This is a genomic window from Bacillus sp. SORGH_AS_0510 (genome assembly GCF_030818775.1).
Classification (GTDB): domain Bacteria; phylum Bacillota; class Bacilli; order Bacillales; family Cytobacillaceae; genus Neobacillus.
This window is the reverse complement of the sequence record NZ_JAUTAU010000001.1, coordinates 1,335,454-1,358,113: the sequence shown is the minus strand read 5'-3', so window position 1 is coordinate 1,358,113 and position 22,660 is coordinate 1,335,454. Positions and strand designations below refer to the sequence as shown.

The 22,660-nt window shown below is 39.8% G+C and carries 23 protein-coding genes and 2 riboswitches; of the genes, 3 read left to right on the top strand and 20 right to left on the bottom strand.

The genetic code is table 11. From position 1 onward, the window contains the following. Positions 1–105 precede the first annotated feature (105 nt). Entirely contained in the window at positions 106–753 is a 648-nt protein-coding gene (locus tag QE429_RS06820) for a YhcN/YlaJ family sporulation lipoprotein (protein WP_373463234.1), read from the top strand. Positions 754–807: 54 nt separating this feature from the next. Here QE429_RS06820 and lipA read toward each other — a convergent pair whose 3' ends face one another. Continuing rightward, positions 808–1,725: a lipoyl synthase gene (gene lipA / locus QE429_RS06815; RefSeq protein WP_307285548.1), complete on the bottom strand. Its 918-nt coding sequence runs from the start codon at positions 1,723–1,725 to the stop codon at positions 808–810. Between the two features lie 184 nt (positions 1,726–1,909). On the opposite strand from lipA, the gene QE429_RS06810 reads away from it, so the two are divergent. Then, the gene (locus QE429_RS06810) at positions 1,910–2,902 is read left to right on the top strand and encodes a M23 family metallopeptidase (RefSeq protein WP_307285545.1); all 993 of its coding nucleotides are present in this window, start codon (positions 1,910–1,912) and stop codon (positions 2,900–2,902) included. 25 nt (positions 2,903–2,927) lie between these two features. Here QE429_RS06810 and yunB read toward each other — a convergent pair whose 3' ends face one another. The 15 genes from yunB to QE429_RS06735 all read right to left on the bottom strand — a co-directional run bounded on the left by yunB (position 2,928) and on the right by QE429_RS06735 (position 18,305). Beyond that, entirely contained in the window at positions 2,928–3,728 is an 801-nt protein-coding gene (gene yunB, locus QE429_RS06805) for a sporulation protein YunB (protein WP_307285543.1), read from the bottom strand. A gap of 480 nt (positions 3,729–4,208) precedes the next feature. Then, the gene (locus tag QE429_RS06800) at positions 4,209–4,511 is read right to left on the bottom strand and encodes a YunC family protein (protein WP_307285541.1); all 303 of its coding nucleotides are present in this window, start codon (positions 4,509–4,511) and stop codon (positions 4,209–4,211) included. 60 nt (positions 4,512–4,571) lie between these two features. Further along, on the bottom strand, positions 4,572–5,918 hold the full coding sequence (locus QE429_RS06795) for a bifunctional metallophosphatase/5'-nucleotidase (protein ID WP_307285538.1): 1,347 nt from the start codon (positions 5,916–5,918) through the stop codon (positions 4,572–4,574). Positions 5,919–5,927: 9 nt separating this feature from the next. Beyond that, entirely contained in the window at positions 5,928–6,749 is an 822-nt protein-coding gene (locus tag QE429_RS06790) for a sulfite exporter TauE/SafE family protein (protein ID WP_307285535.1), read from the bottom strand. 23 nt (positions 6,750–6,772) lie between these two features. Further along, entirely contained in the window at positions 6,773–7,618 is an 846-nt protein-coding gene (locus QE429_RS06785; protein ID WP_307285532.1) for a DUF72 domain-containing protein, read from the bottom strand. An 81-nt stretch (positions 7,619–7,699) separates the two neighbouring features. Beyond that, a complete protein-coding gene (sufB, locus tag QE429_RS06780; protein ID WP_307285530.1) occupies positions 7,700–9,097 on the bottom strand; it encodes a Fe-S cluster assembly protein SufB in 1,398 nt (465 codons plus the stop codon). 168 nt (positions 9,098–9,265) lie between these two features. Then, positions 9,266–9,703, bottom strand: a complete 438-nt coding sequence (sufU, locus tag QE429_RS06775) for a Fe-S cluster assembly sulfur transfer protein SufU (RefSeq protein WP_307285527.1) — start codon at positions 9,701–9,703, stop codon at positions 9,266–9,268. Beyond that, on the bottom strand, positions 9,693–10,922 hold the full coding sequence (locus QE429_RS06770) for a cysteine desulfurase (protein WP_307285525.1): 1,230 nt from the start codon (positions 10,920–10,922) through the stop codon (positions 9,693–9,695). The genes sufU and QE429_RS06770 overlap by 11 nt, the downstream gene beginning before the upstream one ends. After that, entirely contained in the window at positions 10,922–12,232 is a 1,311-nt protein-coding gene (gene sufD, locus QE429_RS06765; RefSeq protein WP_307285523.1) for a Fe-S cluster assembly protein SufD, read from the bottom strand. Before sufD ends, QE429_RS06770 begins: the two co-directional genes overlap by 1 nt. 21 nt (positions 12,233–12,253) lie before the next feature. After that, positions 12,254–13,039 (bottom strand): Fe-S cluster assembly ATPase SufC, encoded by a 786-nt coding sequence (gene sufC, locus QE429_RS06760; RefSeq protein ID WP_307285520.1) that lies wholly within the window; start codon positions 13,037–13,039, stop codon positions 12,254–12,256. A gap of 403 nt (positions 13,040–13,442) precedes the next feature. Further along, positions 13,443–14,282, bottom strand: coding sequence for a MetQ/NlpA family ABC transporter substrate-binding protein (locus QE429_RS06755; RefSeq protein ID WP_307285517.1), 840 nt, complete (start codon positions 14,280–14,282; stop codon positions 13,443–13,445). Between the two features lie 14 nt (positions 14,283–14,296). Next, a complete protein-coding gene (locus QE429_RS06750) occupies positions 14,297–14,965 on the bottom strand; it encodes a methionine ABC transporter permease (protein WP_307285516.1) in 669 nt (222 codons plus the stop codon). Further along, positions 14,958–15,983 carry a methionine ABC transporter ATP-binding protein gene (locus QE429_RS06745; protein WP_307285514.1) on the bottom strand — a complete coding sequence of 342 codons (1,026 nt, stop codon included), beginning with the start codon at positions 15,981–15,983 and terminating at the stop codon, positions 14,958–14,960. Before QE429_RS06745 ends, QE429_RS06750 begins: the two co-directional genes overlap by 8 nt. Positions 15,984–16,147: 164 nt before the next feature. Beyond that, a riboswitch (SAM riboswitch) is annotated at positions 16,148–16,255 on the bottom strand. A 133-nt stretch (positions 16,256–16,388) separates the two neighbouring features. After that, positions 16,389–17,705 (bottom strand): O-acetylhomoserine aminocarboxypropyltransferase/cysteine synthase family protein, encoded by a 1,317-nt coding sequence (locus tag QE429_RS06740; RefSeq protein ID WP_307285511.1) that lies wholly within the window; start codon positions 17,703–17,705, stop codon positions 16,389–16,391. A gap of 66 nt (positions 17,706–17,771) precedes the next feature. Continuing rightward, positions 17,772–17,872, bottom strand: a riboswitch (SAM riboswitch). 79 nt (positions 17,873–17,951) lie between these two features. Further along, positions 17,952–18,305: a hypothetical protein gene (locus QE429_RS06735; RefSeq protein ID WP_307285509.1), complete on the bottom strand. Its 354-nt coding sequence runs from the start codon at positions 18,303–18,305 to the stop codon at positions 17,952–17,954. A gap of 226 nt (positions 18,306–18,531) precedes the next feature. Between QE429_RS06735 and QE429_RS06730 the strand changes: the two genes are divergently transcribed. Then, complete coding sequence (locus QE429_RS06730; RefSeq protein ID WP_307285505.1) at positions 18,532–19,437, top strand: nuclease-related domain-containing protein; 906 nt, start codon at positions 18,532–18,534, stop codon at positions 19,435–19,437. Between the two features lie 1,563 nt (positions 19,438–21,000). Here QE429_RS06730 and QE429_RS06725 read toward each other — a convergent pair. The 4 genes from QE429_RS06725 to gcvH form a co-directional block, all read right to left on the bottom strand. Then, positions 21,001–21,306, bottom strand: a complete 306-nt coding sequence (locus QE429_RS06725; RefSeq protein ID WP_307285502.1) for a thioredoxin family protein — start codon at positions 21,304–21,306, stop codon at positions 21,001–21,003. Positions 21,307–21,312: 6 nt separating this feature from the next. Beyond that, positions 21,313–21,669 (bottom strand): toprim domain-containing protein, encoded by a 357-nt coding sequence (locus QE429_RS06720; RefSeq protein WP_307285499.1) that lies wholly within the window; start codon positions 21,667–21,669, stop codon positions 21,313–21,315. Between the two features lie 150 nt (positions 21,670–21,819). Further along, positions 21,820–22,059, bottom strand: a complete 240-nt coding sequence (locus tag QE429_RS06715) for a YusG family protein (protein WP_307285497.1) — start codon at positions 22,057–22,059, stop codon at positions 21,820–21,822. A 140-nt stretch (positions 22,060–22,199) separates the two neighbouring features. Next, positions 22,200–22,583, bottom strand: a complete 384-nt coding sequence (gene gcvH, locus QE429_RS06710; RefSeq protein WP_307285494.1) for a glycine cleavage system protein GcvH — start codon at positions 22,581–22,583, stop codon at positions 22,200–22,202. Positions 22,584–22,660: the final 77 nt, after the last annotated feature.

The window sequence follows — 22,660 nt, the reverse complement described above, 5'->3', positions numbered from 1 at the left end:
CAGTTATCCCAGCCATTTCCTACTACCCATTATAACCGATTCCCCATCAATTACTAAGAAAAAAAAACAGAACATTGGCCATTCTAATAAAAGGAGGTGTTTATGTTGAAAAAATTTATCATAATCGCTGGATTATGTAGCATAACAGCTTTAACTGGATGTAGTAAGGATATGGGAAATCGCGATGTCTATGAAGAAAGCGGAAATACCATTAATGTAAATAACAAACGACACGATCTTTACAATGAGGGAGCAAGCCGTGGGGTTCGAAATGTTAGTGACAATTATGGATTTGTCCGTCACCAAAAAAGCCCATTGATGAACGATAATACTGCAAATGACGGCTATACCGCTTTAAACCGTGAGCAGCTTGCCAATATCATTAGTAAATATAGTGTAAATAATCCTAATGTACACGATGTGGCCACTCTTGTTACTGACCAGGAAGTGTTAATTGCCTATGATACAGACACAAAAGATCGAAATAGAACTGCCGACCAAGTGAAGAAAACAGCATTGTCAGTTGTACCAAGATACTACCACGTATATGTAACAGATAATAAAACATTAATGCGCGACGTTGAAAACCTGGCGAACCTTGACTCTAACAGTCGAAATTCTCGTCACGCAGTTACAGAGCTTATTGCACAAATGAAAAAATCCCCTCAAGGTATGCGTTTGAATGCAAGTGAAAATGAAAATGGCGAAACCGCTGACGATATGAATCTTAAGAGACCTAACATGCATAAGTAAGTAAAAATAATAACAAAGAGAGGTTGACCTCAGTCTCAACCTCTCTCATTATTTTTATGCTTCCTTTGCTTCTTTTTCTCCAAGTAACTGCTTGTGTTTCGCTGCAGCATTTACTTGCTCGTCTGCATGATAAGATGACCGAACAAGTGGACCTGCTTCACAGTGACTGAAGCCCTTACTTAGTGCAATCTCTTGTAATTCTTTAAACTCATCAGGATGGTAGTATTTTTCCACTTTTAAATGACTCTTTGTAGGTTGTAGGTATTGACCAATAGTCATAATATCTACATGGTTTGCTCTTAAATCATCCATCACTTCTAGAATTTCTTCTTTTGTTTCTCCAATTCCGATCATTAAACTTGATTTGGTAGGAATGCTTGGCTGCATTTCTTTCGCACGACGAAGGAATTCAAGTGAACGATCGTATTTTGCACGGGCTCTTACTCTTGGTGTTAAACGTCTAACCGTTTCAATATTATGGTTTAAGATATCTGGTTTCGCATCCATTAACATCCTTAGGTTCTCTTCTTTTCCACCCATATCGGAAGGGAGTACCTCAATGCTAGTAAATGGGTTTTTGCGACGAATAGCACGAACGGTTTCAGCAAAAACAGCAGCGCCGCCGTCCTTTAGATCATCACGAGCTACCGCTGTAACAACCACGTGCTTTAAGTTCATAAGTTGAACAGAATCCGCCACTCTCTCCGGCTCTTGTAAATCCAATTCAGTTGGTAGCCCAGTCTTAACCGCACAAAACCGGCAGGCACGCGTACAGGTGTCACCAAGTATCATGAAGGTTGCAGTACGTCTTACTGCCCAGCATTCATGAATGTTTGGACAGCGAGCTTCTTCACACACAGTATGAAGATTCTTTTCACGCATCATTTTCTTTAGCCCTGTGTACGTCTCGTTTGTATTAAGCTTTATTTTAAGCCACTCAGGCTTTCGCAGAATTTCTTCTTTCTTACTCATTATTACACCCCTTAAAATCCCATTCATATGTATGGTAAGTGAGTTCTTCATTTGTCACTTTACCATACTAGTTAAGGAACGACAAGCAAGTAGATTATTATTGCATTACCAATTATTAGCGATAATGAAATAGCTTATTATCCATAAACTAAACATGTACATTAATTGGGAAGGAGGATTCCTTTTGCGGGCTGTTCTGATTATTGGAACTTTCCTTTTATTTTTCACCTCTTCCCTTGCACTGAGGAATGCTCATGCAGAGGAACCTGATCCATATCAGGAAAGAATGAAGCTTTATAAAAAGGTTGAAACGGTCACTCAAATTCCATGGTATTATTTAGCAGCCATCGATCAATACGAAAGAAGCATCCGACAAGTCCGCAGAGACTTGCCCAAGCCAGATAGCGTAATTGGGATCTACTTTCGTCCCGAGCAATGGGCAGGTCTAACCAATCCCAATCCTGATGAAGTGAATCCAGCTGCTATTCAATTTTTTGATGGGATGGGTGTGGATGGAGACGGAGATGGAAAAGCAAGCCTTAAGAGCGATGAGGACGTATTATACGCATTTGCCCATTATCTTCTTTCTTACGGAGTAGACCCTGATAATATAAAAATCGGTCTGTGGAATTACTATCATCGTGATAGAACAGTGGGAATTATTGCTGGTAAGGCTAAGATATACCGACATTTCGGACGACTCAATTTAGATACCCAAGTATTCCCAGTCCCTATTCGCAGCAATCATAGTTATCGGAGCACTTGGGGAGATGCACGCGGCTGGGGTGGAAGAAGAATTCATGAAGGTACAGATATCTTCGCAGGGTACGGGGTACCCGTTCGCGCAACGAACTATGGCATAATCGAGATGAAAGGCTGGAATAAATTTGGCGGTTGGAGAATCGGCATTCGTGATATTAATAATACGTATCATTATTTTGCCCATCTCAGCGGATTCGCTAAAGATTTAAAAGTCGGGCAAATCGTTGAACCAGGAATGGTCATTGGCGGTGTGGGCAGCTCCGGATACGGTCCTCCAGGAACCTCTGGAAAATTCCCACCGCATTTACATTACGGAATGTATAAGGACAATGGGATTACAGAGTGGTCCTTTGACCCCTATCCTCATTTAGCCAAGTGGAAACGTCTAGAACGAATAAATTTGCGTAAAAAATAGAGGCTGACTCCTGGTCGGCCTCTTACTAATTTCCAGACTTTTTCGTTTCGGATTTGGTTTTGGTGTCGGTATTCTTTTCTGGTATTTGAATAGATGGCGTGACACTGCCTCCGCCTCCATTGTAGAATTGCGGAACCTCTCCCTCTACCAATGAACCACCTACTGGTATGCTTTGTTTTAACTTAGTAATTTTAGTTGCAAAAGGAGTAATAATTTGAACGGACACTACTATATCAACAGAAACCTCTACCCACGTATTATTGATCCCCATTTCCTTTGTTTGGATATGGACATCCGGTTCTACTTCACCAATGGCATGAAATTTGACTGGTATTTTGGGTCCAATATTCCCCAACAAAGAAATATTTGTTGCTTGACCTAATGGAACATACCAGACAATTCCGTCCTCCTTTGCCGTATTTTCCGTTTCGATTTCTACATCCGTCTCTAGTAAGGCAATTTCACCCCTTTTGGCTGTTTTTAGGTTCTTTTGAATTTGCGCAGTTGTTTCAGCCAATACACGATTGATTAAATCTGTATTCAGTTGGGCATTTTGCCCTTTTCCATTACTCCCTGGCACAATTTTAATTACCTCATTGTTGTCTCCCACATTTGTTGTTCGCTTGGTAATGGCCCGATTAATGACCAGCGACGCAATATTTCGCGTTTCTGATTCTGCATATCGCATTAAAGTCGGTTCAATCCCTCTATTAACGAGCCATAAGCCAGTTGCCGTCGAAAAAAGAAAAAATACAAAGGTTAGCAGCATGACATATCGGAAAGGCAGCGGTCCTCTTTTAGTAAGGCGCCTGCGAAATTTGGCCAAAGACAATCACCCCTTCATGCTATATGTATGCTGTGAAAAGGTGAACTAGCCCAATAAAAGAGGCTATATTGATTATTTAATCCTGTTGATTGGAACTGAAATCAACAGACAAATTTAACAAAGTCATACAATAAAGTAGTTCTAGCCCCTGGCTACTTCTACTTTTTGCTTCTACTTGCTCTAAAAAATAGATCTAAACATTGGCTACTTCTACTTTTTACCTTTTCTTGCTCTAAAAAGTACATCTAGACACCGGCTACTTCTACTTTTTGCTTCTGCTTGCTCTAAAAAATAGATCTAGACATTGGCTACTTCTACTTATTACCTTTTCTTGCTCTAAAAAGTACATCTAGACACCGGCTACTTCTACTTTTTACTTCTGCTTGCTCTAAAAAATAGATCTAGAAAAATATCTATGACTGTGGCTGTAACAAATTTTATGACAAATCTAAAAAAAAGCCTGCTGTCCTCAGCAAGCTTTTAAACCATCTTCAATAAAGCATCCTTACCAATCATACCTTGGTGAATTCCCAATTCTTCCGCTTCAAATGTGACTGATTCCAGTGGAGCATTTAGAAGCTGATCAATAGTTCTTACACCGACAGCTCGGCCGGCAATAATTTTACGGTCCTTTAATTTTTCATTTAATAATCCTACATCTAAAGCACCGCACATAATATATCCCTTATCGCTTGTCACTGCAAGCAATGTTGTTTTTGGAAGTAAAACAGATACAGCCAAAAAGGTATGGCCGTTAATTTCAATTGGCGAAAGATCAATCAATTTCCCTACACTCCTTTCCTCACTATCACTCTATGATGAGTTCGGAAAAAGAGTGTATTGTTATTTTTCCAGCTTCCACTTTAATAAGTCCCGTAAAAACTCAGGCAAGAAATACGTTTTTTCTTTTTTCGGAAGGATATCTTTGAAAAAATGTCCAAAGGTGAACATATCAGGGAGAGCTAGTTTATAAGTCCTTTCAAGCTCCAATTTGCTCCCATTGATCGAAATCCCATCATCAAGAAAGTCAATTTGGTCATAAACAAACATTCCTAACACCTTTCCCCTAAATCCTAAACCCTTTATGTGTTTATGGTGTAACGCTTCGTCCTGTGTCTGCTCGAGGATGGAGGTCAATTCTATACCCGTAACCTCAATGACACACGGATTAATCGGATGTGGACAAACAGAGAGCAAATCATACTCTGTTACCTCCCCTGATAATGAGCCAAGCAGGAGTCCCGCATTTACCACCGCACAATCTGCCTGACACCATTCCCTTAATGCTTCACAAAGCAAGATAGAAAAGTTTGTTTCATGAAAGGGATCACTTTGTAATGGTACGGAAATGGACGTAATTTTCTCGCTTAACATGTCCTTTCCTTTTTCTAAAAAGAAATCAATCTTTTTTTGTTCATCTGCAACAGCCGGCAGCTTGTTGAATTCGTATAGAATCGCATCTTTTTGAACAAGCTCTTTTTTCTCATTTAATTGAAGTGTCACATGACCGACGAAGTTTCCATGCTTTCCTGCTGCACCAAGTAAAACATTTTTAATCATCTCTCCATGTTCAAGGAAATGATGGGTATGGGCACCTAAAATTACATCGATTTCAGGAAATTGTGCAGCAATTTTTTCATCGTCATGTAATCCTAGGTGGGAAAGAAGAATCAGAACGTCTGCATTTTCTTTCATATACGGGACCCACTTTTTCAATTCTTCCATTGGGTCTGTCATTTGCCAGCCCAGTAGTTCATAGAGATGAGTAAACGGTGCTGTTAATCCTAATACCCCTATTTTTGTCCCTTGAATTGTATGATAAATTTTATAAGGATGAGCCCATGAAGGATATTCAGCTTCATTTGTATAAAGGTTAGCAAGTAACACGTCAAATTTTGCTTCATCATACAGATGATTCAAATCATTGAACGGAAGATTAATCCCCTCGTTATTTCCAATGGTCACAGCTGTATACTGACACTCGTTTAAAAGAGCTACATTTCCCTTGCCCATTGTTGCATCTGTAAAAGGATGCCAACGATCAAGAAAGTCTCCGATATCAAATAAGAAAACCTCTTCCCCTGTCTTCTGGAGCAGCTCTCGCTTTTCTATGAGAAACTGTTGAATCCGCGGCCAGTGCTCTAAATGGCTGTGTATATCATTCGTATGAAAAATATGTATTGTTTCCATCTTTCACCTTTACCCTGTTATTCCTTGATACATTAATCTTACTCCTACAACGATTAGAATAATTCTTATAATCCAGACAATCGTTTTGCTTTTTAGCTTCGTATTTAAGAATACTCCTACCTTAGCACCTATCCAAGCACCAGGCACTAATGCCAATGCATAAAGCCAATTCACATTGCCCAAAGCGATATGTGTGATGGAACTTAAGATCGCTGTGGGTAGAATCATAAACATAGATGTCGCCACTGCAACATGTGGCGGGAAGAAAAACAAAATAATCATGGTCGGAACCATTAAGGAGCCGCCGCCAATTCCAAAAATTCCGGACAGAAATCCAACGACAAAGGATATTAGAATGGCAACAATGGGACTGAAACCATATTCAAAGTTTCTTCCGATATTATCAGTAAATTGCCGAATAACTCCCTTATCTTTACGAAAAGGAAGAGGTTTCAATTTATCTTTGATCATTAAAACAAAAGATACAAAAATAATAAATAATCCAAAATAAAGATTAAATGAATGCAAATCTAGTTTCTCTGTAACCCATGCACCAAGAATGCTACCGGGGCCACTTCCAATTAAGAAAATTAATCCACTCTTATAATCAACCGTTTTTAGTTTCATATAAGCAAGTGTGGAGGAAAGGCCAGTAAAAATCATGGTAAAAAGGGAGGTACCAACAACCACCTGTGGTGTAAGGTGGCTGAATTCAGGCAGGGTAGCTAAGTATAGCAAGGCAGGTACAACAATGATACCTCCTCCCATACCAATCAAGGATCCTAGTGAGCTTGCCAGTACCCCCACTATCACCAATATTATCCATTCCATAACTTCACCTTCTAATGTCTATGTTAAAATAAATCTAGTTGCCTTGGGGCGAGTCCTTCGTAGTCTATGTCTAAAAGTTTCATCATATCCTTCGCGTTATCTGCTGCATCTCCACCAGAGTTATTATTGAACAAAAGGTAAACATGTTCAGTTTCTCTGGTAAGCTTCAGAATTGAGTCTCGCCATTCCTCTAATTCTTTTTGATTGTAACGATAAAGATAACGTACCTCTCGCCAGTTTTCTGCGTTCCTCTTTTGCCAGCCATGAACATTTCGGCCGTGGAATCTTACTAGGACCATATTGTTGCCTGCGGCGGTTAAAACGGTGGGAACAGAGCCTTGACCCGCCTGTGGTTCATCGCAAATACTGTGAATCCAATTCTCTTGTTTCATAAAATCAAGGGTCTTTTGTTGATATGGAGGGGCAAACCATGATTGGTGCCTGAATTCTAATGCACAAGGAATGTCATCCATTTGTTGTTTACACCATCGCAAGTAATCAACATTTTCTCGTTTGCAGCTAAACCACGGGGGAAATTGAAATAGGACCATAGCGAGTTTATTTTTTTCTATATAGGGCTGTAAAGAGTCTTTAAAGGCCAGAAACATCTCTTGTTTGCTTTCAAAGGGAATCTCCCCACGAATATGCCCAGTCATGCCTTGATAGGCTTTAACGATGAACTGGAAGCTCTCAGGGGTGTCCTGCATCCACTTCTCCGCATTCCGCTTGGGCTGAATTGCATAAAAAGCAGAATCTACCTCAACGATTGGAAAATGGCCTGCGTATTCTTTCAGCTTGTCCCGTGAGGAAATCCCGCTTGTGTATAAGCTGTCATGGTCTCCCCAGCCCGTTACACCGATATAAATCAATTCACTCACCCCCCCGTTATTAATAATACCATACAAAAACCCGCCAGCTATAGCCAGCGGGCGGGTTTCGTTTGTAAAATATTAACCGATAGAACCTTCCATCTCGAACTTGATTAGACGGTTCATTTCAACGGCATATTCCATTGGTAATTCTTTCGTGAATGGCTCAATGAAGCCCATAACGATCATTTCAGTTGCTTCCTGTTCAGAAATACCACGGCTCATTAAGTAGAAAAGCTGCTCTTCTGATACTTTAGAAACCTTCGCTTCGTGCTCAAGTGAAATGTTGTCATTAAGGATTTCATTATATGGAATTGTATCTGATGTAGATTGATTATCCATAATCAATGTATCACACTCAATGTTTGCACGAGCACCTTCCGCTTTACGCCCGAAGTGAACGACTCCACGATAGGTTACTTTACCGCCATGCTTAGAAATGGATTTAGATACAATCGTTGAGGATGTATTAGGAGCTAAATGAATCATTTTTGCTCCAGCATCCTGGTGCTGACCTTTACCTGCAATCGCAATCGATAAAGTCATACCACGAGCACCTTCACCTTTTAAAATAACGGCTGGATATTTCATTGTTAACTTAGAACCGATGTTTCCGTCAATCCATTCCATTGTTGCGTTTGCTTCACAAACTGCACGCTTGGTTACTAGGTTAAATACGTTGTTAGCCCAGTTTTGGATCGTTGTGTAACGGCAATAAGCATCTTTTTTAATGATAATTTCAACAACTGCACTGTGAAGTGAGTTCGTTGTATAAACAGGGGCAGTACAGCCTTCAACATAGTGAACATGTGCACCTTCATCAACGATGATTAACGTACGCTCAAATTGTCCCATGTTTTCAGAGTTAATACGGAAATACGCCTGTAAAGGAGTATCTACTTTTATACCTGGAGGCACATAAATAAATGAACCACCAGACCAAACAGCTGAATTCAATGCCGCAAATTTATTATCAGTCGGAGGGATTACCTTAGCCCAGTGCTCACGGAAAATGTCTTCATTTTCTTTAAGCGCAGAATCTGTATCTTTAAATACGATTCCAAGTGCTTCAAGGTCTTCCTTCATGTTATGATAAACAACCTCTGATTCGTATTGTGCGGATACACCAGCAAGATACTTTTGCTCCGCTTCAGGAATACCCAACTTATCAAATGTTGCCTTGATTTCCTCAGGTACTTCATCCCATGATTTCTCCGATTTCTCAGATGGTTTTACGTAATACGTAATTTCATCAAAGTTTAACGAACCCAAATCTCCGCCCCATTGTGGCATTGGCATATTATAGAAATGCTCAAGTGATTTTAAACGGAAGTCGAGCATCCATTGTGGTTCACTCTTCAGCTTAGAAATCTCTTCAACTATTTCACGTGTCAAACCACGTTTAGATCGGAATATGGAAACGTCTTTATCGGCAAAACCATATTTATAATCACCGATTTCTGGCATTTTTTTAGCCATCTCGTGTTCCTCCTTTTTAAAGCGGAAGCGCCTTGGTCAGCCCCGACAAGCAAATGTTCTCACCCCAATGAAGTCCGCACTTTGACTTCATTGGGGTGAGGTTATTTGACCTCGAGGGGCTAGGCGCTGGAGCTGGATATCAGTCCAGTTTCAAAACCGCTGTTTCGTTTATTCTTGTTCTTCTTCCTTCAAGCCTTTTTCCATCGCCTTCCACGCTAACGTGGCACATTTGATGCGGGCAGGAAACTTGGCAACCCCCTGAAGGGCCTCAATATCACCTAAATCAATATCATCATCATACTCTTTCCCTTGCATCATTTCAGAGAAGATCTTTGACATTTTCAATGCCTCTTCGATCTTTTTCCCTTTAATTGCTTGGGTCATCATAGATGCGGAAGACATTGAGATAGAACAGCCTTCCCCTTCTTGCTTTGCGTCAACCACAATTCCATTTTCCACCTTGAGGCTCAATTGAATGCGGTCTCCACATGTAGGGTTATTCATATTAATCGTGTGGCTGCCATCCTCCAAAACACCACGGTTCCGGGGATTTTTATAATGATCCATAATTACTTGACGGTATAGTGCATCTAAATTAGAAGACATCGCTGAAATACTCCTTTGTTTTGACAAGCCCTTCAACGAGTTTATCAATATCCTCTTCAGAATTGTATAAATAGAAACTTGCTCTAGCAGTTGCTGAAGCCTTAAGCCATCTCATCAGCGGCTGTGCGCAGTGATGTCCGGCACGGACAGCAATTCCTTCTGCATCTAGCACAGTTGCTACATCGTGTGGATGTACGTCTGTTAAATTAAAAGTAATAAGTCCTGCCCGCTTTGCTGCATCAAGCGGACCATAAATTGTCATACCTTCAACGACAGACATTTTGTCTAACGCATAGGCAGCCAGCTTATGTTCGTGCTCTGCAATGTTGTCTAATCCAACCTCTGTCAAAAAGTCGATAGCGGCTCCTAGACCAATCGCACCTGCAATAATAGGTGTTCCACCTTCGAATTTCCATGGAAGCTCTTTCCACGTTGATTCCTGCAATTGCACGAAATCAATCATCTCACCGCCAAACTCAATTGGCTCCATGTTTTCAAGTAAATGTTTCTTCCCATAAAGAACACCGATGCCTGTAGGAGCGCACATTTTATGACCAGAGAATGCAAGGAAATCACAATCCAAATCCTGTACATCAATTTTCATATGAGGTGCACTCTGAGCACCATCTACCACCATGATGGCCCCATTTTCATGGGCAATTTGAGCAATTTCCTTCACTGGATTGATGACGCCAAGTACATTCGATACCTGCATCACAGATACAACTCTCGTGTTTGCAGTAATCGTTGCACGAACATCATCAAGTGAGATGGTTCCGTCCTCTTGGAGCGGAATATATTTTAACTGGGCACCAGTCCGTCTAGCCACTTGCTGCCACGGGATAATATTACTGTGGTGCTCCATATAAGTGATAACAATTTCATCGCCTTCTTTAAGATTAGCCGCTGCATAACTAGCTGCAATCGTATTAATAGAAGTCGTTGTACCTCTTGTAAAAATAATCTCTTGTATCGATTTTGCGTTGATAAATTTACGGACCTTTTCACGTGCCCCTTCATAGGCATCCGTCGCTCTTGTTCCTAATGTATGCACACCACGATGGACATTGGAATTGATTTCACGGTAATATTTATCAACTGCCTCAATCACTTGAAGCGGCTTCTGTGATGTAGCTGAACTATCCAGATACACCAACGGCTTGCCGTTCACTTCTTGGTCTAGGATCGGAAACTGTTTACGAATATCATGGATATTCATTAGCGTACTTTCCTTTCGATCACTTCAGTCAGCTGTTTCTTAACTCCTTCTATTGGTAGCTGGTTAACAACTGGTGCAAGGAATCCATGAATGATTAAGCGCTCTGCTTCATGCTTAGGAATACCACGGCTCATTAAGTAGTAAAGCTGTACTTTATCCACTCGGCCGACAGAAGCTGCGTGACCTGCAGTTACATCATCTTCATCAATTAGAAGAATTGGGTTGGCATCTCCACGTGCTTTTTCGCTAAGCATTAATACGCGAGATTCTTGCTCTGCATTTGATTTAGAAGCACCATGCTCAATTTTTCCAATACCATTAAAAATGGATGTCGCACTGTCCTTCATAACTCCATGCTTTAAGATATACCCTTCGCTGTTCTTGCCAAAGTGAACAACCTTTGTCGTAAAGTTTTGCGTTTGTTCGCCACGGCCAACGACAACTGTTTTTGTATCACCGTATGAACCGTCACCAATTAGGTTGGTTGTGTTTTCAGAAATAGTGTTACCTTCGTTCATTAATCCTAATGCCCATTCAATACGAGCATCTCTTCCAGCAACACCACGGCGGTTAACATACGTAGTTGTTCCTTTTGCAAGATAATCCACTGCACCGTAAACAACTTTCGCATTCGCATTAGCGATAACCTCTGTAAGGATGTTTACGATTGAATTTGATTCTTCAATCGTTGAAATATAGTTTTCAACATAAGTAACTGAGCCATTATCTTCTGCAACAACAATCACGTGGTTAAAAAGGTTAGCCTCAGCATGATCATGAACGTAAACCGCTTGAATAGGTTCAGCAATTTCAACGTTTTTTGGAATGTATAAGAACACCCCACCGTTCACTAATGCCGCATGAAGAGCTGTAAGACGGTGCTCATCAGCATTAATAGCTTGTGTCATATAGTATCTTTTCAACAGCTCTCCGTGCTCTCTTGCTGCTGTAAAAATGTCTGTAAAGATAACTCCCTTATTCTTTAATTCTTCTGATAGAGATAAAAAGGCAGGAGTTTGGTTCCTTTGAATATATAGGTTTTTATCAGCTGCATCTACATCAACTAATGCCTTTACTTCTTCTGGCAGTTCAGCAAGTGAAGCATACGCTGCACTTTTAACTGTATGTTGATCAAACTGAGTGAAATTCCATTTATCAATTTTTGTTTTATCAGGTCTTGGCATTGGCAGTTGTTCAAAACTCTCTAATGCTTTGAGACGGAACGCTTCAAACCAAGCAGGCTCGTTCATTTCTTTCGAAAAGGAGCTTACAAAACCCTTATCAAATGGTAATTTTGTTTCTGTTGTCATTGTAATCCTCCTAACACTCTCTTACGCTTCTTGCCCAACTGTTTCATCTTCAATTCCAAGCTCTTGTTTGATCCAGTCATATCCTTCTGCTTCTAAGCGTTGTGCTAGCTCTGGTCCGCCTGATTTTACGATACGGCCCTGCATCATAACGTGTACATAGTCAGGAGTGATATAGTCTAAAAGACGTTGATAGTGAGTAATAACTAGGCATCCGAATTCTTCGCCACGCATTTCATTGATACCTTTAGAAACAACTTTTAATGCGTCGATATCTAGACCTGAGTCAATTTCATCTAGGATCGCAATTTTTGGTTCTAACATCATTAATTGTAAGATTTCGTTACGCTTCTTCTCTCCACCAGAGAAACCTTCGTTAAGGTAGCGCTGAGCCATATCTAAATCCATTTCAAGGAATTCCATTTGTTTATCCATCTTACGGATGAATTTCATGAGGGAAATTTCGTTTCCTTCGCCAAGGCGGCTATTTAATGCTGAACGTAAAAAATCGGCATTTGTTACGCCGTTGATTTCACTTGGGTATTGCATTGCTAGGAATAGACCTGCACGAGCGCGCTCATCTACTTCCATTTCAAGAACATTTTCACCATCTAAAACAATGCTGCCGCTAGTTACTTCATATTTAGGGTGACCCATAATTGCAGATGATAAAGTGGATTTACCAGTTCCGTTAGGACCCATGATTGCATGGATTTCTCCACCTTTTACTTCAAGGTTTAATCCTTTAATAATTTCTTTCCCATCAATTTCTACATGTAAATCTTTGATCGTTAAAGTTGATCCAGCCATATCTATACCTCCGAAAAGAAAGTGTTGTATCATGCAGACCGGGATTGGTCTGTAACTCTATTCTCATTTTATTCTCATTACAATCTTATAACAAATGAAATGTATTAGCAACTCCTAAACAGTAAAAACAATACCCCTATTTTCATTAAGCTGTTGCTAATTGAGAATAAGAAGTGTCTTTTAAAGAATTTTCTGATAAAAAATCCCTAATCCCAATATGTAAAAATACACTCGGTTAAAATCATACCTTATTCTTTCAGCATTTGCCAAGTGATTTTGGGTGCAATATCTCTTCTATTTTTACCCAATAATGACGTTTCATGTATGACTTCAGAAATACAAAAAGTCAGTGAGTAAATCACTGACTTTTCCTATTTTCTTCTTATTTAATATCGTTCGATTCTTATTCAGAAACAGGTACAACTGCACCTTTATATTTATCAAGAATGAAGTCTTGAATTTTTTTTGAATGAAGAACTTCTACAAGTGCTTTAATCGCAGGTTTGTTTTCGTCACCTTTACGCACAGCAATCACGTTCACGTAAGGAGATTCTTTATCTTCAATTGCAATAGAATCCTTCACAGGGTTTAATCCAGCATCAATTGCATAGTTAGAGTTAATTAGGACTGCATCACCTTCACCATTATTGAAGATTTGTGGTAAAAGCTTCGCTTCATAGTTTGCATCAAATTTTAAATCCTTTGGATTTTCAACAACATCTTTTAATTCAGCTTTTGTTTTATCAATGCCATCTTTTAGCTTAATTAATCCTTGTGCTTCTAGTAATGAAAGTAGACGGCCATGGTCAGCTACAGAGTTACTCATAATTAAGTGAGCACCCTTTGGAAGGTCACTTAACTTTTTGTACTTTTTAGAATAGACACCGATTGGCTCGATGTGAATGCCGCCAGCGTTAACAAATCCGTAGTTAAATTCTTTGTTTTGAGATTCTAAGTAAGGGATGTGCTGGAAGTAGTTAGCATCTAATTCTTTTGAAGCCAATGCTTTGTTTGGTAATACATAGTCAGTGAAAGTTGTAATTTCCAGATCGATTCCTTTTTCTTTCAATAATGGTTTTGCTTGTTCTAAAATTTCAGCGTGTGGAACAGTAGATGCACCAACTACTAATTTTGTAGTACCGCCTTTTTCTGAAGTACCTTCAGATTTTTCTTCTGATTTGCCACAAGCAGCAAGCGCAAGGGCTAATGTTAAAGCTAGTAAAACGGATAACCATTTTTTCATGTTGAACTCTCCTTTTATCTTTTATCTAATTTAGAAGTGATGAAATCACCAATTAACTGAATGATGAACACGACAATTAAAATAATGACTGTAGCCACAAAAGTTACGTCATTTTGATTTCGTTGGAAACCATAGTTATAGGCAAGGTTTCCTAATCCCCCTGCGCCAATGGCTCCTGCCATCGCTGTATATCCCACAAGGGCAATTGCTGTTACGGTAATACCGGAAATAAGTGCTGGCATAGATTCGGGTAATAGTACCTTCCAAATAATCGTTCCAGTAGTTGCACCCATTGATTTTGCCGCTTCAATGACACCTTTATTAATTTCCCTTAGACCAATCTCTACCATCCTTGCATAAAACGGTGCAGCCCCGATAATTAGTGCTGGTAACGCTGCGTCTTCACCAATCATGGTTCCTAATAGGAAGGTTGTAAACGGGATTAATAACACAATTAAAATAATAAATGGAATCGAACGGAAAATATTCACAATACCACTGATGACCGTGTTAACCGGTTTGTTTTCCCATAAGTTTCCTCTGGATGTTAGGAAAAGCAGCAGTCCTAAGAAGGTGCCTAGAATAAAGGTAACAAGGACGGAGATAGCCGTCATATACACCGTATCCTTCGTGGCTTCCCACATCATAAGCCAATCGACATTTGGAAAAAGCTCATTAATCATTTGTTACCACCTCCAAACCAACCTGCTGGGAACGAATAAAGTCTATTGCTTTGTTTACTTCTTTGTCGTCACCATCAAGATGAATAAAGAGAGTACCATATGAGCCGCTTTGTGTTTGTGAAATTTTCCCCTGCAGTATATTAACTGTTACATCATGCTGTTTAATTAGATTCGTAATGAGCGGCTGCTCAGCTGATTCGCCAATGAAAGTCAATTGAACAACCTGACCGGAATGGTAACGTTCGAGCAAATGTTCAGCCGTTTCTTTCGTTTCTTCCGGCTCTGTCACCTGCTGTACAAATCGTTTCGTGATTTGCTTTTGCGGGTTCTTAAATACATCTAATACGGAGCCAAGTTCAACTACTCGACCGCTTTCCATAACCGCCACCCGGTGACAAATTTTTCGGATGACATGCATTTCATGTGTAATCAACACAATAGTCAAACCTAGTCGCTTGTTGATATCGACTAATAACTCTAATATTGAATCGGTTGTTTGAGGGTCAAGCGCTGACGTCGCTTCATCACAAAGAAGTACCTTCGGATTGTTTGCTAGTGCTCTAGCAATCCCTACTCTTTGCTTTTGTCCCCCGCTCAGCTGTGAAGGATAGGCGTTTTCACGTCCCTCAAGTCCTACAAGCTTAATGAGCTCATTGACTCTTTTCTGTCTCTCTGCACCCTTGATCCCTGCAATTTCAAGAGGAAAGGCAATATTTTCACTTACTGTTCTTGACCACAATAGGTTGAAGTGTTGGAAGATCATGCTGATCTCCTGGCGTGCCTTACGCAGCTCACTACCCTTTATTTTTGAAATCACTCGACCTGCTACAGTGACAGTCCCATCCGTTGGGATCTCTAAGCCATTTAGCATCCGAATTAACGTACTTTTTCCTGCACCGCTATATCCGATGATTCCGAAAATTTCCCCTTCTTGTATTTCTAAATTTACTTCATCGACCGCTTTTAGCTGACCCTGTTTAGAAGGGAAAATCTTACGGACATTATTTATTGAAATCACTTGTAATCACCCGCTTTTTATCCTATTTATCTAAAATTCAGAAAGAATATCATATGACTAGTTGTTTATATATAGAGTTTGACTGTTTAGATGAAAAGATTCTATTTTAGGAAAATAAAAAGCCTTCCTGCACAGGCAGAAAGGCATTAGTAAAATAGACCTTTCTCCCATCTCCCAAAGCAATCGCTTTGTGTGAATTGGCACCATTTCAATGTAACATTGACGGTTGCCGGGCTTCATCGGGCACATCCCTCCACCTCTCTTGATAAGAGCTTACAGCATCTATATTCAATTAACAGATTAGTCAAATTAAGTAATCTTTTAACACGAAAGCTATCGTATCATGGATAAAAAGGGGTGTCAATAAAAATATCTTTACATTTTCTATTTTTTCATCTGGAAAATTTAAGCATTGGCTTTCGCTGATACCAGACCTGTTGCTGTTTCAATAGCTGATTCAAGATCGTCAATTAAGTCCTCGACATTCTCAATCCCGATTGAAAGACGGATTAAATCCTCTGAAACACCAGCCGCCCTGAGTCCTTCCGCATCTAATTGTTGATGCGTTGTACTTGCCGGATGAATGATTAAGCTTTTTGCGTCACCCACATTAGCTACATGGGCCCACAGGGAAAGGGAATCAATCAGCTTTGCCCCTGCTTCTTTTCCACCTTTTATGCCAAAAACAACCATGGAACCTGCACCTTTTGGTAAGTATTTTTTCGCTAATTCATAATCAGGATGTGATGGATGCCCAGGATAGGATACCCAATCTACTGCAGGGTGGTTTAATAAATATTCGACAATGGTTTTTGAATTAGCTACATGCTCCTTCATTCGGACATGTAGTGTCTCTAATCCCAACGTAAATTGGAAGGAGTTTTGCGGGCTTAAAGCCGGACCTAGGTCACGTAATAACTGTACACGCGCCTTTACGATATAGGCTAGGGCACCTAATGCCTCTGCATAGACAAGATCATGGTAGCTTGCATCAGGAGTTGTAAAGCCAGGAAATCTGGAAGAATTCCAATCGAATTTCCCTCCATCAACAATGATACCTCCTGTTGTTGTACCATTTCCTAACAACCACTTGGTTGCTGAGTGAACCACAATGTCAGCCCCAAACTCAATTGGTCTGCATAAATACGGCGTAGCAAAGGTGTTATCAATAATTAGAGGTACCCCCGCCTCATGAGCAATCTCTGCTACCTTTTCAATATCCAGGACACGCAAGCTTGGATTCCCAATTGTTTCTGCAAAAACAGCCTTTGTTTTCGGGGTGATTGCTGCACGGAAGTTTTCAGGATTTTCTGCATCAACAAAGTTCACCTTAATGCCGTATTTTGGAAGGGTTACTGCAAACAAATTATAGGTTCCACCGTAAAGGTTGGAAGCAGCTACAATTTCATCTCCCGCTTCAGCCACGTTGAGGATTGCAAGTGTAATAGCAGCCATGCCGCTTGCCACAGCCAATGATCCTACTCCGCCTTCAAGAAGTGCTACTCTTTCTTCGAATACGGTAGTCGTTGGATTGTGGATTCGAGTATATATGTAGCCTGGTTCTGCTAAGCTAAAAAGATTAGCCGCATGTTCAGTATTTTTAAATTGATAGGCATTGTTTTGATAGATAGGAACGGCACGAGCACCTGTTACTGGATCTGGAGCCAATCCTCCATGAACACTTAATGTTTCAAAGCGATACTTTTTTTGACTTTCTCCCATTTACCTGCTCCTCCTTTAAACAATAATAAACAAAAACCCCCGCTTCATAAGAAGAGGGGGTCTCTCTTCTTATCTTTCAGAGCTTTATGCTCTGCTGGATTTAGCACCGTGAATAAACCGGTTGCCGGGCTTCAAAGGGCCAGTCCCTCCGCCACTCTTGATAAGAATGTTTATGTGATTGTTTTAATTGATAGAATATTTAAATAATACAATACAGGATGTCAGAAAGACCGTCAATACTTTTATTCAAATAATTTTCGCAAAATCTTCCTGTGCTTTTGTTAAATAAAAAAGAGACTCAAGTAATAAGGTAATTCTTAACGGTGCATCTACTTTTATTTCCTCTTTTTGTTCAAGTACTCGCAGCCTTGTCGCACCTTCAACTAGTTGTTTCATTGATAAATCGCTGCCTCTAATTTCATAGCCCACTTGATGCTCAGATGGATTTTGGAGAATAAATACTGCTCCATTTTTTATTACTAGCTGGACTAGTTGCTGGTCGCAACGAAGATTTATATGGACATCTGCCTGACGAATTAAAGGATACACATGCTCCTGTTGTTGCATTTTCACTAGAAATTTTTGAATTTCCTCAATCATTTTTACCACTCCGGTCTATACTCTTATACCTAAACTATTCAGCAATAGGAGCGGAATTCCTTTTATAATCGCTCGACAATATATGGGCTACGGGTAAAATTTCCTGAGAAATATGTCGGATGCTTGGGGTTTATGAAATGTCGGTATTTGGTCACAGTTTTTTGTAGTGTTTGTCAATTAAACTTAGGATAATGGCACGGTTAATTTTTTTGAGGATGTGGACTATGTGGCTTATAAAGAGCGGTGCGAATCAGTGGAATTAAAAATATTAAAATTGCTTTCCCAACGAATGACTTTAACAGATAAATACAAAAAATCATATCACAACCTCGAAAAGGGGTATGAGGGCGAGGTGGCATTTGATATATTGACTGCAATGTTGAAATGTAAAAGTTTAATACTTAACGATTTATTTTTAGAAACCAGTGGTACTAAATTCCAAATAGATTCTATTATAGTTACTCAAGAACCAATCTATCTTTTCGAAGTAAAGAATTATGAAGGTGATTATTATTATGAATCCGGTAGATTCTACACCATCTATAAAAAGGAAATTACAAACGCTTTACTGCAAATAGAGAGAAGTGAATCCTTACTTCGGCAGCTGCTCCAATCTCTTGGCTATCGAAACCCTATTAAGGCGTATGTAGTTTTTATTAACCCCGAGTTTTATTTATATCAAGCTCCTCTTGACGAACCTATTATTTACCCAAATCAGCTTAATCAATTTATGAAAAAATTGAACAATCATCCTTCGACATTAACAGCCCATCACAAAAGGTTAGCTGACCAATTAGTTTCTATGCACCGAACTGATTTTAACAAGGACAAGATTCCCCCTTATGATTGGCATTCTGTTAAGAAAGGAATAAATTGTTGTTTATGCCATTCCTTTAACGTTACTGTTTTAGGCAAAAAATTAGTTTGTGGTGTTTGCGGTTATACAGAAGGTCTTGACAGCTCTATATTGAGGGGAGTAAATGAATTTAGTTTACTTTTTCCAAATGAAAAAATAACAACCAATGTGATTCATGACTGGTTTCAAGTGCTGGATTCAAAGAAGACTTTTTTAAGGGTTTTAAAGAAGAACTGTGATGCTCTTGGAAAGAAAGAATTTATTTTTATTAAATAGAATTAGTTTTTCCACGGAACTAATAATAGAAAAGGGTATGCTGATATTACTCGGGTTATGATTTTTCCTCTTTTTCGGGAACTACGGGATTTGTGCACCTTTCACATTTCCCATACTCGCTCTTTTTTGGAGGCTACGGGATTTGTGAACCTTTCACATTTCCCATACTCGCTCTTTTTCGGAGTCTACGGGATTTGTGCACCTTTCACATTTCCCATACTCGCTCTTTTTTGGAGGCTACGGGATTTGTGAACCTTTCACATTTCCCATACTCGCGCTTTTTCCGAGGCTACGGGATTTGTGAACCTTTCACATTTCCCATACTCGCTCTTTTCGAAGGCTACGGGATTTGTGAACCTTTCACATTTCCCATACTCGCTCTTTTTCGGAGTCTACGGGATTTGTGAACCTTTCACATTTCCCATGCTCGCTCTTTTTCGGAGTCTACGGGAATTGTGAACCTTTCACATTTCCCATGCTCGCTCTTTTTCCGAGAATACGGGATTTGTGAACCTTTCACATTTCCCATACTCACTCTTTTTTAGAGGCTACGGGATTTGTGAACCTTTCACATTTCCCATACTCACTCTTTTTCGGAGGCTACGGGATTTGTGAACCTTTCACATTTCCCATACTCGCTCTTTTTTGGAGGCTACGGGATTTGTGAACCTTTCACATTTCCCATACTCGCTCTTTTTTGGAGGCTACGGGATTTGTGAACCTTTCACATTTCCCATACTCGCTCTTTTTTGGAGGCTACGGGATTTGTGAACCTTTCACATTTCCCATACTCACTCTTTTTCGGAGTCTACGGGAATTGTGAACCTTTCACATTTCCCATGCTCGCTCTTTTTCCGAGAATACGGGATTTGTGAACCTTTCACATTTCCCATACTCACTCTTTTTCGGAGTCTACGGGATTTGTGAACCTTTCACATTTCCCATACTCACTCTTTTTCGGAGGCTACGGGATTTGTGAACCTTTCACAATTCCCATACTCACTCTTTTTCGGAGGCTACGGGATTTGTGAGCCTTTCACAATTCCCATACTCACTCTTTTTTAGAGGCTACGGGATTTGTGAGCCCTTCACAATTCCCATACTCACTCTTTTTCGGAGGCTACGGGATTTGTGAGCCTTTCACATTTCCCATACTCGCTCTTTTTCGGAGGCTACGGGATTTGTGAACCTTTCACAATTCCCATACTCGCTCTTTTTCGGAGGCTACGGGATTTGTGAACCTTTCACAATTCCCATACTCACTCTTTTTCGGAGGCTACGGGATTTGTGAACTTTTCACATTTCCCATACTCGCTCTTTTTCGGAGGCTACGGGATTTGTGAGCCTTTCACATTTCCCATACTCGCTCTTTTTCCGAGTCTACGGGATTTGTGAACCTTTCACATTTCCCATACTCACTCTTTTTCGGAGGCTACGGGATTTGTGAACCTTTCACAATTCCGATACTTGCTCATTTGGGCTCTGTGAGGCTATAAAGTCCAACTGTATTCGCTCAAATTTCCAACAAAAGTAAAAAGCAGACACCCCTAGGTATCTGCTTCACTAAATATAACTCTTAATTTTATCCAACAAAAACGGAACAGAATGAAAAGCATACAGCGTTTCTACTACCATGCCGTCTTTTATAAATAGCAGGCAAGGTACGCTTTCTATCGCCAATTCCTTCGCCAATTGCGGATAAAAGTTTAAGTTCATTTTTCCCATTTCAATTACTACCAGCTCTTCAACCACAAGCAGCATCTTTGATGCCAGCTGACAGGTACCGCAGAGCGGGGTATAGAAATAGATAAGTCCTGTTGACTTCCTTTCAAGGAAATTAACATAATCATTGTGGTTCCATTCGTTCATTACTCGTTATCCCATTTCTAAAAACTCAGTATGCACATCGATGTTCGCGCCTAAAAGGACCGTCGCTAAATGCTGAACTGGTGCCGTTGCGACCTCACGATACATCCGATCGATATATATATGTTCAGCATGTGGAAATTCTCGCTTAAATTGCTTACGGAGTTTCTCACCTGCTTGATCGGCATCAACAAGAATGTAAACATCCTTATCTTCAAGAAACTCAATTAATTCATCGAGCTTCGAAACACTGATGGTTCCATTCGTACAAATGATTTCAACCGGTTCCTTTACAATACTTTTTACCTTATTTTTATCTGACTTTCCTTCGACAATAAGAACTTTGTCAACATACGAATCATTCATATCCATCACCTGTAATAGAAGTTGTTTATGTTAACATATTCTAAATTTCTCATAACGTGTGCCTACTTGTTAGTATGTTAACTATATCATTATTGTCTTCTTAAAAATAGGTATTTGCTCATGTACAATGGCTGCAACAAGAATGCTTAGTTAACACCAACCGCCTTCGTCACAATCGGTATATTTGGCATCGGGTTGGTCTGTGACGGTTACATGCTGATAAATTTTTTGCTGGTCTGCTTCATAATGATGCTCCAGTTCATATTGCATATTCTCAGGCAATTTAATCTTACCAATGCTTGTGGATTCTAAGAAAAGTTCGATTTCTCCATTTTTAATTTTTCCTACTACCCGATCGGTCACATCTACCTTTTGCTGTTTTAATGACATATGTCCACCTTCTTTAATATATTTACGTTTAGTTTCCCCATTTTAGTAGAAGAAATCGTGGAAATAATTATTAAAAGAGGGACTTCTATACTATAAAAGAGAAAAAGCACCTTTAATATAAGGTGCCTTTCTTAAGATGATTAGTCTTGTTTAATCATTCCATCGTATTGTTCAGCAGTCATTAGTTTTTCTACTTCGCTGCTGTCAGAAAGCTCAATTACAATCATCCATGCTTTTTCATATGGAGATTCGTTAACGAATTCAGGGCTGTCATTTAAATCTTCGTTTACTTCTACCACTTTTCCACTCACTGGTGCGTATAGTTCAGAAACAGTTTTAACAGACTCTACGCTACCAAATGCTTCATCAGCTGATACTTCAGTACCCACTTCTGGTAGTTCAACGAAAACGATATCTCCTAGCTCATGTTGAGCAAAATCAGTGATACCAACGCGAACTCTTTCCCCTTCAACCTTTACCCATTCGTGCTCTTCTGAATAACGTAATTCTTTTGGTGTACTCATTAGCTTAAATCCCTCCATTGTTTTTTTCTAAAAAATCTATCATCGAATGAATTCGATTTCAATGAGTCAGGAACAGA

Coding starts and splice junctions, on each gene's coding strand:
- lipA (WP_307285548.1), bottom strand. CDS start 1,725: ATGAGTAAGAAAGAAGAAATTCTGCGAAAGCCTGAGTGGCTTAAAATA.
- QE429_RS06795 (WP_307285538.1), bottom strand. CDS start 5,918: ATGGAAACAATACATATTTTTCATACGAATGATATACACAGCCATTTA.
- QE429_RS06790 (WP_307285535.1), bottom strand. CDS start 6,749: ATGGAATGGATAATATTGGTGATAGTGGGGGTACTGGCAAGCTCACTA.
- sufB (WP_307285530.1), bottom strand. CDS start 9,097: ATGGCTAAAAAAATGCCAGAAATCGGTGATTATAAATATGGTTTTGCC.
- sufU (WP_307285527.1), bottom strand. CDS start 9,703: ATGTCTTCTAATTTAGATGCACTATACCGTCAAGTAATTATGGATCAT.
- QE429_RS06770 (WP_307285525.1), bottom strand. CDS start 10,922: ATGAATATCCATGATATTCGTAAACAGTTTCCGATCCTAGACCAAGAA.
- sufD (WP_307285523.1), bottom strand. CDS start 12,232: ATGACAACAGAAACAAAATTACCATTTGATAAGGGTTTTGTAAGCTCC.
- sufC (WP_307285520.1), bottom strand. CDS start 13,039: ATGGCTGGATCAACTTTAACGATCAAAGATTTACATGTAGAAATTGAT.
- QE429_RS06755 (WP_307285517.1), bottom strand. CDS start 14,282: ATGAAAAAATGGTTATCCGTTTTACTAGCTTTAACATTAGCCCTTGCG.
- QE429_RS06750 (WP_307285516.1), bottom strand. CDS start 14,965: ATGATTAATGAGCTTTTTCCAAATGTCGATTGGCTTATGATGTGGGAA.
- QE429_RS06740 (WP_307285511.1), bottom strand. CDS start 17,705: ATGGGAGAAAGTCAAAAAAAGTATCGCTTTGAAACATTAAGTGTTCAT.
- QE429_RS06735 (WP_307285509.1), bottom strand. CDS start 18,305: ATGATTGAGGAAATTCAAAAATTTCTAGTGAAAATGCAACAACAGGAG.
- QE429_RS06725 (WP_307285502.1), bottom strand. CDS start 21,306: ATGAACGAATGGAACCACAATGATTATGTTAATTTCCTTGAAAGGAAG.
- QE429_RS06720 (WP_307285499.1), bottom strand. CDS start 21,669: ATGAATGATTCGTATGTTGACAAAGTTCTTATTGTCGAAGGAAAGTCA.
- QE429_RS06715 (WP_307285497.1), bottom strand. CDS start 22,059: ATGTCATTAAAACAGCAAAAGGTAGATGTGACCGATCGGGTAGTAGGA.
- gcvH (WP_307285494.1), bottom strand. CDS start 22,583: ATGAGTACACCAAAAGAATTACGTTATTCAGAAGAGCACGAATGGGTA.